Annotated in this window: 12 protein-coding genes; all 12 read right to left on the reverse strand. The window is 44.5% G+C overall.

The features are described 5' to 3' along the window. Positions 1 to 21: 21 nt before the first annotated feature. Complete coding sequence (gene flgL / locus MHI21_RS23125; RefSeq protein WP_328801043.1) at positions 22 to 930, reverse strand: flagellar hook-associated protein FlgL; 909 nt, start codon at positions 928 to 930, stop codon at positions 22 to 24. A 24-nt stretch (positions 931 to 954) separates the two neighbouring features. After that, positions 955 to 2535: a flagellar hook-associated protein FlgK gene (gene flgK / locus MHI21_RS23130; protein WP_328801044.1), complete on the reverse strand. Its 1581-nt coding sequence runs from the start codon at positions 2533 to 2535 to the stop codon at positions 955 to 957. A gap of 15 nt (positions 2536 to 2550) precedes the next feature. Beyond that, positions 2551 to 3051: a flagellar protein FlgN gene (locus tag MHI21_RS23135; protein WP_342418974.1), complete on the reverse strand. Its 501-nt coding sequence runs from the start codon at positions 3049 to 3051 to the stop codon at positions 2551 to 2553. Positions 3052 to 3061: 10 nt separating this feature from the next. Beyond that, positions 3062 to 3337: a flagellar biosynthesis anti-sigma factor FlgM gene (gene flgM, locus MHI21_RS23140; protein ID WP_013312286.1), complete on the reverse strand. Its 276-nt coding sequence runs from the start codon at positions 3335 to 3337 to the stop codon at positions 3062 to 3064. 196 nt (positions 3338 to 3533) lie between these two features. Beyond that, positions 3534 to 3944 (reverse strand): TIGR03826 family flagellar region protein, encoded by a 411-nt coding sequence (locus MHI21_RS23145; RefSeq protein WP_044648603.1) that lies wholly within the window; start codon positions 3942 to 3944, stop codon positions 3534 to 3536. Between the two features lie 747 nt (positions 3945 to 4691). Beyond that, on the reverse strand, positions 4692 to 5138 hold the full coding sequence (locus tag MHI21_RS23150) for a LysM peptidoglycan-binding domain-containing protein (protein WP_342418975.1): 447 nt from the start codon (positions 5136 to 5138) through the stop codon (positions 4692 to 4694). A gap of 382 nt (positions 5139 to 5520) precedes the next feature. Beyond that, entirely contained in the window at positions 5521 to 6387 is an 867-nt protein-coding gene (locus MHI21_RS23155; protein WP_342418976.1) for a ComF family protein, read from the reverse strand. A 48-nt stretch (positions 6388 to 6435) separates the two neighbouring features. Further along, on the reverse strand, positions 6436 to 8550 hold the full coding sequence (locus MHI21_RS23160) for a helicase-related protein (RefSeq protein ID WP_342418977.1): 2115 nt from the start codon (positions 8548 to 8550) through the stop codon (positions 6436 to 6438). A gap of 200 nt (positions 8551 to 8750) precedes the next feature. After that, positions 8751 to 9191 (reverse strand): hypothetical protein, encoded by a 441-nt coding sequence (locus MHI21_RS23165; protein ID WP_061831630.1) that lies wholly within the window; start codon positions 9189 to 9191, stop codon positions 8751 to 8753. Positions 9192 to 9360: 169 nt separating this feature from the next. Beyond that, entirely contained in the window at positions 9361 to 10083 is a 723-nt protein-coding gene (locus MHI21_RS23170; RefSeq protein ID WP_007432713.1) for a response regulator transcription factor, read from the reverse strand. A gap of 4 nt (positions 10084 to 10087) precedes the next feature. Next, positions 10088 to 11248, reverse strand: a complete 1161-nt coding sequence (locus MHI21_RS23175; RefSeq protein ID WP_013312293.1) for a sensor histidine kinase — start codon at positions 11246 to 11248, stop codon at positions 10088 to 10090. A gap of 47 nt (positions 11249 to 11295) precedes the next feature. Next, positions 11296 to 14013 (reverse strand): stalk domain-containing protein, encoded by a 2718-nt coding sequence (locus MHI21_RS23180; protein WP_342418978.1) that lies wholly within the window; start codon positions 14011 to 14013, stop codon positions 11296 to 11298. Positions 14014 to 14184: the final 171 nt, after the last annotated feature.

Below are 14184 nucleotides of genomic sequence, written 5' to 3' on the forward strand. Positions count from 1 at the left end.
TATAAATGTCAAAGATAAAAATCAGCTCATAAAGTCCATCAGGGATGGCTGCATGATTTTAGCTGATGATTTCAGGGCGGCTTCATAAATGGTTTGGGCAGATGTAGCTTGAATCATCAGACTAGCAACATCCGCATCTTCCGTTTTAGCTTGAAGTGTCGTCAAATTCAAATTTCGCTCTTCCAAACGGGATTGTATCAGTTCAACCCGATTCGTACGTGCGCCCACTTCAGACAAACTGGTCTGCATTTTAGTAAAGCGGGATTCAATACTTGAAAGTTGACTCGATATTGCTGTACTATTTCCACTACTTAGTGCAGAAGATATAGCATCCATGACTTTAAAAACATTATCTGCATCTGTCGATTTCCCAAAAAAATCGCTACCAGACGTGTTTACCCGAAATGCATCTTGGTCTCCAACTGCATAGCTGACCGCGGCTTGATCCGGATTAATCTGATCATAACTTGTTACCGTAGCAGATAGCTGATACGGCATCTGATCATAATTTTGTCCATTAAAAACATACTTCCCACGAAGCTGGCTGTTACCAATATTCATCATTTGTTCTTTTAACTGATCAACTTCCAGTTTAATTGAATCCAAGCCGGATTGAGGAAGGGTTTCACTTGAAGCTTGAACTGTCAGCTCTTTAAGACGCTTCATTACATCACTGGCTTGTTGCATGGTTGTATCAGTGAAATCTAACCAGCTAACAGCTGCATCTGAGTTTGTCTTATATTGTTCATTAGAAGCCAACTCGGCTCTGTACCGTAGCGCATAAGTTACCCCTACTGGATCATCTGAAGGCTTATTCAACTTACGACCAGTCGAAATCTGATTCTCCATTTTACCCATATTATTATTGTTTCGATTCAGGTTACTGAGCAGTTGCATATTAGTCATCCCTGAAGTCACTCGAATTGGCATGGCTTACTCCACCTTCTCATTATACTAGAGACCTACGCGGCCTGTACCATTAATCAGCTTTTCCAGCAGTTGATCAAAAGTTGTCATGAACCGGGAAGCTGCACTGTAAGCATGTTGGAACTTGATCATGTTTGACATTTCTTCATCAAGTGACACCCCGCTGACGGATTGGCGGTTCAAGTCCACTTGCTCAGTCAACAGCTGCGCATTCTGCGATTGTCGCTCTGCTTCCTGAGTTTGGACACCTAATTGCCCAACAATTGCACTGAAGAAATCATCTACAGTGGTAGTTTGCGCTTGAGTTGTATTAAAACCAAATTTTACATTTTTCAGGCTCGCCATAGACAATGCCAAAGCATTGTTACCTACAGTTACCTTTTCATTAGCTGTTCCCGTTCCATCTACACGCAAAGAACTGGCAATTTTATTGGGATCATCTTGAATATCTTTATTCAGCGTAATGTTACCCGCTGTTATAGCAGCTCCATCTTTGGAAGTAAAGAATGCCCCACCTTTTTGTGGTGTCGTACCACTGAGTGTGTATCCCAATTGATGAAGTCCATTAATTCCTTGTACAGTTACTTTCAAATCCGTGGTCAAGGTTCTGTTGTTATTCGCATTTGAGTAAGTCACTGCTGCGTTGTTGACACCTGAATTCAGTACCGTTCCCTCAGGCAGAACTGTACCTGCGGGTAAAGTAATTTCAATGTTACCATTCGCCAATGTATTAGCTAACTGGTCCATCTGGGTTTTGTAATCTGCTACATATTTATCTCTGGATAAAATCATACCATACACTTCACCACCAGTTAACGCTCCACCTTGATATGCAGCCTCAAGACCAGCCGCCGTAATAGCAGTTACCTCTGTGCCCGCTACAGCTATCTGTCCTGCCACGGTTACTTGATAACCGTTATCCAGCTGAGTTACCTGCACGTTCGCAAGCTTGGACAACTTATCAACTGCATAATCCCGCTGATCACGCAAGTCATTTGGATTATCCCCAAGCTGTTCTAACTTGTAGATGTTACCATTCAGGTCCGCTATAGACTGCAATAACGAATTCATCTCAGATGTTTTTAATGTAACGTTAGTAGTCAAATCAGAACTGAGTGCATCCAGTTGCTTGCTAGCCTGGTTCATTGCATCTGTCAGAGCAAGTGTAGTCTCTTTTACAATTTTGCGATTCGTGACATCCTGAGGGTCTTGGCTCAGATCGGACCATGCATCCCAAAAATTATCCATGACCTTACGGATACCTGTATCAGAAGGCTCATTCATAATGGTCTCGAGCTTGTTCAGTGTGTCATAACGGATGTCCCATCCACCTTGAGAAGAACTTTCATTACGATACTGATCGTCCAGAAACGTCTGACGAACACGCTCAATAGCAGTGAATTCAACCCCTGTACCCATTTGACCTCGTACAACGGAACGGTTCAAACCATAGGCTTCCATAGATTCCGAGGCCTTCATACTAACCACTTGTCTGGAGTAACCAGCTGTATTGGCATTTGAGATATTGTGTCCGGTTGTATTAAGTGCTGCCGTTTGTGTGTTTAAGCTTCTTTTCGCTGTTTCTATACTATGAAATGTTGAGACCATGTTTTCCTCCTTCAATTAGGCGCGTGTATCAAATAGTCCCGCTCGTACAGTAGAGGTGCTTTTGTCAGCTGGACGCTGATAAACCGCTTCAGATTCCGCATAATATGACATACTCTCAATAGAAAAATCAATATAGGAAAGCGCCTGTTGTATAAGCTGTTGATTCAACTCATTTAATTTTTTCAATTCTACAAGTGTATCCGCTAGATTTTTTTGAATGTGAAGGAGGCGCTGCTTGTCTTCTACATCAAACACAAGACGAGACAACTCCGTAATATTGAGATTCAACTTGGACTTAATACCACGTTCCTGCAAAAATTCATATGCTGCCTGCAGGCGTCGCTCATCCAGCTGTTCAATGTGTCTGGACATCTTCGATTCCTGGTTCATGACTAGAATGAGCTGATCTACCTTATTTGATATCAGTGCTTCTTTTTTTTGATTTCCTAATGCAATCAACTGCTCGTGAGCCTCTCTAAGCTGCTCTAGCACATCAATCAATCGCTCTAAAGGCATATTCCTTCACCTAGCTTTCAGAAGACTGCTTGAAATAAGGTAACAGCTTCTCTGCAATTTTATCGGCATCCACACGATAGGTACCAGAAGCTACTTGCTGCTTAAGCTCCTGAATTTTCTTAACACGATCTGCATCACTGCTGCGGTTCAGCATTTCCATCGCTTCCGGAGAAATGGAAACCTCGTCCTTGCGGCGGGATTTCTTTTGCTCCTCTTGACGTCCTGTTTCAATATTTCGTTGGTATGGATTAATAGCTCCGATGCGGTTGGTCTCGTTAATTTTCATAACTTCCACCTTCCTTAGTTATTTGATATGGTCAGAATGTATCAGACGACATAGCGTCGAACATGGTTCGTATTATGCCTCACTTCTTTATTTTGTGCATGGTTGCTAAAAATAAAAAAACCGATAAGCTCTATAAAGATTATCGGCGGTATTTGAAACTTTTTGAATAGCTGAATGCGTTTTTAATTCCCCTGTACTACTTTCCACGAAGTTTATCAATCGCGCTGTAGGTACCTGAGCCCATATTATTACTTTGATCCTGATTACTACTTTCGCGTACAGCCTGATGCAGGTCTTTAGTCAGACGTGTTCGACAAGAATCGCACATATGCCCTTCACGAATCGGTATCCCGCATACCTCGCAAGGATACGTCATATTGGGCGCATTAGCAATGGAAATACGTCCCTCACGTATAAATGTCGTGATTTGCTTTACAGATACCTCAGTAGCCTCTGAAAGCTCATGCATATGAATGCCCTTATTTTCACGTATATGTTTGACACAGCGTTCGTATTCAATTTCAATTTCTTTAATACAGTTCTGACAGATTCCCCTGACGTTCTTAATAAACAGCTTTCCACAGCGAGGACAGTTATCCAAATTCATCCTCTGTAGCGCCCCTTTCCAATTTCCGATCTTTAATTACTTTTATCCTTACATTAACTTATAATGAAGAGCCTCGTCTAGCAAATATTTCAAAAAAAGATTTTCAGATTTTACACAATTGCACATTTTATAAGTTATCATATTTAAAAGTATAAGAGAGAATGATCCATCAGCAAAAGTTTCTCTATATTTATATGCATCAATATGCAATGACATAAAAATAAAGAAAGCCCATGAAAGCTAATAGCTCAGCCTAGTGCATGTATCTATTTATCGTCAAACATTACACCGTACTTTAGATAGAAAATAAAATAAGCGCCATTCCAGTTATTATCGGGAATAGCGCTTCATTATAAAATTAAAATAGCTATATGAATATGAGTAAATGCAGAAATTAATTATCAAGATGAGGGAAAAACCGGGCGAAACAATCCTCAGAAGAATTCATGTTCACCTGTGCCCCGAATGATATCAAGATAGCCCTGTAAATCCGGGGGAACGGCGCCCATACGAATGCTCCGCACATGGAGTGTGGGTATTCATAAATCTCATGGACCTAACATCATCTCAACTTATAACCTATCTGAAATCAAGCTAGATACATCAGTGGAAATTTGCAGCCCAAAAAAACAAGCTATTTCACAAATAATTATTCAAAAAAGCATTGTTTTAATAGAGGCCTTCCCGTATACTATAGTCAAACGCTTGGTTTAAAAAACACATGTCGTTATACATTTATAATGATAATTATTTATTTGAGTTTGTTTGCGGTACTTGCAGTTCTTGGCCTGCTTTAATCAGGTTGTTGATTTTAACCAGTTCTTCAACAGTTACACCGTATTTTTCAGCAATAGAAGCCAGTGTGTCGCCATCTTGAACATTTACAGTAATTGTATTTACAGTTGTTGCTGGTTTTGTGGTTGTTGCTTGATTATTGTTCTCAGTGGCTGGTTGAGCTGGTGTTGTAGTTACTGCTTTTTCAGTAGTTTCAGTCCCAAAAACTTTTGCTTCAAATGCTTTTTGTGCTGCTTCTTGTTGTTCTCTCATGATTTGGTCTTCCAATTGTTGCTTTTCGTCATCGGAGTGGGATTTCGCCATTACTTGACCTGTTGCAAGTGGACTCAACAAAGATACTGCACCCAAACTAATTGCCAACATGCTAGATACCGCTACTTTTTTCATTACGTTTTTCATGTTTTTTTCTCTCCTCTTTTTAGCTTTAAATTTTAATTAACTGCTTTACTACTGAGCGAGACACTCCCAATGTCCGCTCTTTAGTCATTAGCTAATCACTTATTACCAATCATGTTAGCTATCAACAGATAGAAATTGTACTCCTCTTTTCCAAAAAAATCAACCTCTAAATTGAAATATTCTGTTTTCATCCCTCACTTCCTTACTTTTTGTTTGTCTCTATATTTTTATTATATACCTCTCTCTAGCTCGTTGTCAAATCCTGCTGATTGTACGGCTTAAAAGACTTTTGCTCTATCATTTAATCCTTTTTTCTAGAGAGTTATAACCTCTTTTTCATAGTTTCAAGCAAAATTTCATGGAAAATACTAGATATTTAGACTTATGATCTTGCTAAGGTCAGGCAAAAAATAGTCAAATGCATTCCTTGCTCTAATGCCTTTTCTCTCAAAGCACGTGCACACGCCTGCAATGTGCTCCCCGTTGTATAAATATCATCTACAAGCAAAACGGTAACGGAAAGCTTATTCTCCGTAACACATTGAGATTCAGCTTTTAAAATAAAAGACTTCAGCAAATTTGTCATATTGGGATGGACAGAAAACGCATTATTCATGGTGTTCATGCGTTCCTTTTTGGATTTAAAGCTTTGTTTGCCTGTATCTTGTGGACGAGCAAGTAAAGATAGGAAGGGGAGCTTATTCCGCCTAGCAATCTCTTCTGCCAAGATCTGAGCCTGATTGAAGCCTCGCTCTGTCAGCCTCTTCTCACTTACCGGGACACAGGTCACTACATCCACACTCCACAAAGATCGCTTGAAACGAGAATGTTTAAGACTTGCAAACTCATACCTCATCGCCTGATAGGCTCGATTCATGATCTCACCCAGCAGGGAACCATACTTTTCATTTCCACGATATTTGAACTGTCCAATCCATTCTCTCATCATCGGTGTATAGCTGGTTGCACTTCGATTGCACACATAGTAACGTACTAATCGGTCAAGCCTTACGCAATCCGGGCAAGACGTCGGACGTCCACAATAAACACAACGAATATTGTAAACCCAAGGAATTTGAAGCGAACAAGAAGTACAAATTCCGGGGAATTCAGAAAAACGCCCTGTGAGAGTGCCGCAAGCGATACATGTTTGGGACTGACGTTGGAATAGCCAATTCAAAAATAGACGGGTTGTTGGAATCATCCTCATACCAGAATGCACCTTTCTTGGTAGTTTACGTACTGACATTGTTTCAGGTTTCACATTTCCAAAAAAACTTTTTTTTATTTAATGCATTTAGTGCTTCGCCTCCTTCAGGTATCCTCTTTTCCGAGCCAGTGCATTCATACGTTTAATCTGTCTAATTGCTCTCTTTTGACCTCGAGTCCATTGGGGGGATGTAAAAATAACACCTCCACATGGGTCATCCTTGGACCTTCCTGCACGACCCGCCATTTGGACAAGAGAGGCTTCATCAAAAAGACTGCTGTCCGCGTCTAATATGTACACATCACTCCGTGGAACAGTTACCCCTCGCTCCAAAATAGTCGTTGTAACCAGAACACGTATTTCAGTAGCTCGAAATAAGCGCACTTTAGCGGTTCTTTCTTCATCCTGTGAGGAGGTGCCTGCAATAGGTACATCAGGTAATTGTTTAATCAGCAGCTTCACAAGTCCCTGAATATGTGAGATTCGTGTCACAAATAGGAAAACCTGTGCCCCACGTTGTATAGATACGCGTAGGCGTTGAATAAAGGATAGGGGAAGCCGACCTTTTTGCAGCCAATGTTGCACTGAAGCAGCCCCCAGGCGAAATGGGACAGGTAAGGGATGACGATGAAAACGAACGGGAACCTTGGCGTGTGGCAGTAGACCGCGTGCAGCCTCTTTCTGCAAGGATTGCGGTGGTGTAGCAGACAAATAGATAAACTTTCCCTTCGGCTTACATACTGCTCGTGCAGCAAAGGCAAGCATAGGATCATTGTGATAAGGGAACGCGTCTATCTCATCAATCACAACCAAATCAAAGGCTTGACGATAACGCAATAGCTGATGTGTCGTAGCCAGGGTCAACTGTCCCCTTTGCCACCGTTCTGCGCTTCCCCCGTAGAGCGTCACCATGCTCACATCGGGAAAAGCAATGGCCAAACGAGGCGCTAACTCCAGTACCACATCACGGCGTGGTGTTGCCACAAGTGCCGTTCCTCCGTGGTCCAACACATATTGCAATAGCGGAAACATCATTTCCGTCTTGCCTGCGCCTGTTACAGCCCAGAGCAGAAAACGTTCTACCGTGGTATCAGGTACCTGCCGATCAGCGTTATGCCTCGCACCTTCTCCAGGTTTCGGCGAAGGTTGCCTGCTGCGGGCAAGGTTGCTGCCATGCGAAGCGGCAGCATCTGATCCCCGGCGCGCAACCCTATCGTGCCGGAACAACGCCCGGAGCCCACGGCCTTCCGGGCGAAAACGTCCCCGCACTTCGCCGTGCGGTGCGGCCAAAAAGCGCAGCGCCGCTTCGGCGGCGGCACGTTGTGCAGGGCTCAGCCCCCAGCGGTCGAGTTCCGTCGCCGGGGCCCTGACTGCTGTGCGCGGCAGGACGAGTTTCGCTGCACCGCGCAACAGCAGCGAGCATTCACAGCTTCGCCCCAGTGCGAGACATGTCTCGCAGTAAGCGCACGCCTTACGTCCGCACGATGCGCAGCTCGTGCGGTGCACTACCCCGCTGCCACAACGATTGCAGCGAAGTTCATGCGTACGCGCGGCAGACCAGCGCGTACGTGGTGCTGTAGCGAGGCCAGCAGCAAAGCAGAGTCGGCCTTGCAGATATGCAAGTTGTGCAGCGGATCGCCAAGTATGCTCCAAACCTGGCGCTGCCTCTGCCAGCAGCGCTTCGACTTCCGGAACGAGTAACTGGCGTCCTGACAACAAATTAGCCAGTTCATTCGCTTGTCGTGTTAAACACTCCCTATCCAATCCATCAATTCCCGTGATGAGACTTCTTTTTTGAATAGAACGTAAAATTCCGTTTGTTTCCCGTCCCTCATCCCCACCTTTTGTGCAGGAAGTCCACCCTTGTACATGATCCCAAATGCATATATTTTCTACTCCTCCAGATAAAATTCGTTCTCCATCAAAAGGCTCAAGAGCCAGTTCACTTTTTAGCTGTGCGAGAATATAAGCCCACCACTTTCCTTTTCCCCATCGCTCCATATCTGCCAATCCCTTAAATGTTTCGCACAACTTTGTCCCCCAGGACAAGGGAAGCTCATCTCCTAATAACACCCATCTTTCGACAACATTCTCCTGCCCCTCATCTTGATTCATCCACCATGTCATATCTACTCGAATATCCACAGATAATCGGAGAGTCCAATTCCCTTTATACCTCACTGCATATACTGAAATCTTCACCTTCCCCTGCTCCTCCCATTCATGATTTTTGCGGTTCTTGTTACCCCAGAGAACAGCAAAAAAGCACACTCCTATGGCTAATAGCCTGAAGTGTGCTTCACATCAAGTAGATCTCAACGAAATCCCTGTCGTCTTGCCTATGCAACTGTTTCAAAACATTTATATCCAATTTTAACCACGATGTCCACAATCCCCTATCGCTAAGGAACAAATGGGGCGTCCGCCAACGACTTGACCGTTCTAAGATCAATAACAACCTGCTTTTCACCGCCTGACTTCGGTAAGACCGGGTTCCCCGGTGAAAAACGACTTGAAATGACTGAAACATCCATATGACTATAGCGTAGTAGCCGTGTCAGAATCGGTAGCGTATCGTCCATAGATTCATCATCCAGTACCGTCACATGTAGCGGCCTCCGGTGTAGCCAGGCAAGTATGTTCAGCGAACGCATCACCCATTCCACACGATCTCCGTCATTGGACGTAATCACAATATAGCGAGTCGCGCGATGACCCGGAGATATTGCGCGTGAATCTTCACCATTGTGATAAGCCTGAACCGCCTGTCGTATATACATAAGATGAACGACTGCGGCTCCCACACCGTATATAAGCAATATCCAAACCAAGTGAGCCGTCACGAGGGTTCCACCTCCTCCTATAGCGACAATATATGCCGTATAACAGGAAGAGGTGTCACGGTTATGTACTGGGTTTCCGTATGAGCGGACATATCGCTCCCAAAGAAAGGCGGTACAGCATTCATATCTATTAGCAGCTGCATCGACTAATGCATGGAAAGACTACACTTTACAGCGTAACCCATCCATATTTAATTGAGTTAATAACTGCTTGTGTACGGTCATCAACTTCCATTTTTTGCAGAATGCTGCTGACATGGTTTTTGACCGTTTTCTCACTAATGAATAAATATTCACCGATCATCTTGTTGCTCTTACCTTCAGCCATCAGACGCAGCACTTCAGCTTCACGACGGGTCAATGGATTATTTTCACCTGCGACAAACTTCACGCCGGCTTCCTTCGTATGACCTTCAGCCATAGCCCCTGTTTCATTCAGGTAGGTCATCCGGCGAAGCTGCTGAATGAGCTTACCCGTTACCTTCGGATGGATAAACGCATATCCTTCATGAACCGAACGAATTGCATTAATGAGGGACTCGGCCTCCATATCTTTTAACAGATAACCATTGGCTCCCTTGCGCAACGTCTCGAATACATAGCTTTCATCATCATGAATGGATAAAATGATAACTTTGACATCCGGGAACATCTCACGCAGTTTTTCGGTTGCCTCTACACCATTTTCAATTGGCATATTAATGTCCATCAGAACAATATCTGGTTTCTCTACGTTACAGAATTCCAACACTTGAATACCATCGCCACATTCTCCGATGACCTCAATGTCGTCCTCCATATTCAAAATACGTTTAAGTCCTTCACGGAACAACTGATGATCGTCCGCTAAGAGAACTTTAATGGGTGCATTGCTAATTTCCTGATTTTCCATGTTGTTACTCCTTTCCCTTTTCCACGTTGGTTGGGATATGAATCACTATCTTGGTGCCTTGATTCTCAGCTGATTCGATCTCCATTCTCCCCTCGAGCAGTTCAACCCTTTCCCGCATACCAATCAGACCAAAATGCCCATGATCTTTGCTTTTTTGCTGAAAAAGCTCTGGCTTAAAGCCCAAACCATTATCCTGCACCACGATTTTTACAAGCTGCGCCTGATAGGTAATCTCAACAAGCACATAGGTAGGATAAGCATGCTTGGCAGCGTTGGTCAAAGCTTCCTGGATCAGACGGTAAATGGCTGCTTCCATCGCGGAAGAGAGACGGTGTTCCTTGCCCCTTGTTTCAAAAAGCGATCTAATTTTCGTTTTTTCTTCAAAATCCTGCACATATTTCCGGAGCGTCGGAATAAGTCCCAGGTCATCCAGGGCCATAGGACGCAAATTGAAAATGACCTTTCGCATTTCCTCAAGACTGGAGCGAACCTGTTTCTTCAAGTCTACTATTTCGTCCTGAACCATCTTAAATTCCTGCTTGGCGATCATTCTTTCCACAATTTCCGTCCTAAGCACTAGATGCGCAAGGAGCTGCGCAGGTCCATCGTGAATTTCACGGGATATACGTTTGCGCTCCTCTTCCTGAGCCAAAATAATTTTCAGACCAATAAACTGCCGGTTTTTGGCCGATTCGATGATCCGCGTCACTTGCCCCAATTCACCCGACAAATATTCCAGCACGACCCCCATCTGCGAACCGATGGTTTCGGCGCGCTCGACAGAAGCCTCGACACTTTTGGCCCGCTTTTGAAGATCATCTCTTCTGGCTTTGAGATACATTTCCTTCTCGCGGAAAATCATCACATCGAGTTGAAGCTGTGTTGCCTTCTCATAAGCCTGCTTGATATCCTCTTCCGAATAGCGAACGAAGTCGCGGCTGACCTCAGTCAACCGAATGCGGGACCGCCGATAGTTCATTTCCAGCTGGTCCACCTTTTCGATCGTTTCTGCTGTTTCCTTCAAGACGCTCTGGAGCTCCTGATTTAACGTGACCAGCTCGGTCCGGGCCGTGTCCAATATTTCGAACATCTGATATTTGCTGTTCTCCATCACCTGGATGGCATTTTTAATGACTCGGTCTATGATATCGGCTTGAAAGTCCACAAATGTTCTACTCCAATCCTAGCATTTCAAGTATATATCATACCATATCATGACTGGAGGGTGATGGTCTTCGTTTCTTGTTCCCATTTTACAGTCATTCCTAACTGCTCAGATACGAGTCTTAATGGGACTAAAGTCCTACCCCCTAGCACAATGGGTGCAACATCAGTGCTTTGACGCTTCCCGTTCAGAACAACTTCTTTTTTCCCTACGGTCAAATCCATCAGCACACCGCCGCGCATAATGGTGATCCGCTGATCGCCCGCATTCCATTTGGCTTGTCCGCCAAATGCGTCCAGTACATACTTGATCGGAACATACGTTGAACCATCGCGAGTCATCGGAGCGGCATCAATCGTGGTCTGCGTTCCGTTCACCGTCATTGATTTTTGTCCAATCGTCATTTGAGCTGTTCCTTTTTTGAGTCCTTCTGTACCGACCGTTCCCGGTGTATTAAAAGAAATATTATCAAAAGCAATATTACCTGTTTTAGCACGCTCGTCCTGACCCTCCGCTACATTGACCACATAAAGACGCTTCAGCTTCGCCGGATACGAAATATTCAAACCGCTCATATCTGCGTTAATGGTTTTCCAGCCGTTCCAGTCGATCACTTTAGCGAGATCAATATATGCTGTTTTGCCTTGAGCATCCTCTAACTCCGCACGCAACCAGTTCAGACTCTTATCCCCTCTGACATCAATCGAGATGGAAGTAGCCGCCTGTTCAAGTGTTTTCCCGGATGTGCCGTTCAATTGAGCGTAAGCATACATTTTACCACTGCCGTTCGTCATATCGTAGTTCAGCTCTAGCACTTTGGAATTGGCATGGTCGCCATCTCCTTGTACAACAGCCGCTGTGCCGGTAACACCTTCCACATTCGAAGTAAAATCAACCGGATACGAAACATTTTCGAAGTTCTCCCAGTTGTTTGTACTTGCTCCGCCAGCAGACAGGAAGACGACAGCGCTGAAACCATCATAGCGACCGATGGCATAGCCCGTTTTCACGCCTGCATCCACTGTATTTACCGTAAGCTGATTGTCCTTGACACTTCCCTTAAAGCCGATGAACTCCCATTTGAGCGCATCTGAGGTAATGCTGACACTCTGTCCATCTTTTGTCTTTGCCGTTACCGGTACAGCGATTTTAGCTCCAGCGGTAAGCGAGCCACTTCCAGTGCCAGCGGTAAGTGATGAAATTTCATCTGCTCCAAGCACCGTGACCTTGGTTGTAGCGCTGGCTGAGCCACTGGATGCCGTTAAAGTAGCAGTTCCCGGTTTGGCTCCCTTTACAGCGCCGCCGCTCACTGAAACAACAGCCGGATTGCTGGATTTCCACGTCACTTGTACTTTCGAGGTATCGAATGGATTGTAGTAATTGTCATAACCTTTGAAGGAATAGCTTCCGGTCTGACCAATCAGCAACGTTTTATTGCCCTTGATGGTGAAGCCTTTGAGCGTTCCTTTAGGAGCATTGGTATAAACCCCCACTCCATTTACAATACTACGTTGCTCTGTGCCATATTCTGTATTGAACGTAAGCCCCGCTGTCGTATCTCCCAAATCACGAGTCACCATGGTGGTAGAGCCGCCCCCATCAAGATTCATACCCTTCCAGACGCCAATATCTTTCATCAGTGTTTGCAGCTCACTCAAGGATACACCAACGCTGTTCCCATTCTTCTCAACAGCAATGACATAAGCGTAACGCTTGTCACGAGAATATCCCAGAGCTGTACGCGCACGCGTCCCGCCTATGCTTGTTGTGCTTCGAGAAAAAGAGGTTTTCTGACCGTCATTTACTAATATGGTATGTCCACCAATCATCATTTGAAGGTTAGAAGGATCTACTTCGCTCCCTGTCGATTTAACACGAAGGTGATAGCTTGTTTCTACCGTCTGTCCCACGGTCAGATGCGCTTTGGCATAATCAGCAGCTTTACCATGAGTACGTAAAATATAGCCATCCTGCGGAACGGTCATATTCAACGTAGCATTGTCGGAGACTTGTGTAACCACACCATTTTGTACCAATATCTCGGTGGGCGTTGTCGAACTGTTTTTGGGCCGCTCAATCGCTTTCCAAGCAGATGTATAAATATACATAGCATTAGAGTGGCTATAGCCGCCCCCACTCGTCTCAGGCGAATACGAAGCCTTGTTCATCCCCGCCAAAGAGAAGGACGACCCATCTCCAGCTTTTACTGTACCTTCAAAAGTAAACTGCTCCACCATGGGAGAACCATCCTTGGTTACAGCAAAGGCATACATACCCGTTAAATCAGACGGAGTAGACATCAACACACCCTTGGATACTTGTCCACCGATCGGCGCTCCCTCGCTGGAGGTATTAAAATAATCTCCGTTTACACCAGCAACCGCCCCGGTCTCTTTTGCCATGCCACCTGTACTCTGACGGGTCGTAAACTGTCCATTCTTCCCCGTCATGACATCCAGCTTGACGTACGGATTTTGTAAGTCCACTCGAATGATATCAGCCAGCGCTGTTCCTTTGGACCCTTTAAAACGATATTTCAATAATGTTGCACCCGAAGTAATGATCTCTTCGCCCAATTTTACAGTTGAACCAGAGGCTGCACTTGCGATTGGAGCAGACATCCAACTATTCAAGGGCATTAGAGCCCCAGTTCCAGCAACCGGACCGACCCATAATACCCCTGCCAGTGTTAACACGGCCCATCTTTTAGCAATTCCTCTGCCATTTACTTTCACTTCACTCTGTTTCTTATTACTTAAAAACATTTGGATAATAGCTCCCATCTTCAGTGTATTCAAACGGTTTTATTCCGCACGTGTACTCTATCAATAAACAAAAAAATCCTCTTATGTTAATAGACTTATTATATAGGCAAAAGTTACGAAAATCCCGTCAACTAATTCATAAAATCTAAAACGATGAATTGACGAATGCAA

This window comes from Paenibacillus sp. FSL H8-0168 (assembly GCF_038592955.1).
Lineage (GTDB): Bacteria > Bacillota > Bacilli > Paenibacillales > Paenibacillaceae > Paenibacillus > Paenibacillus polymyxa_B.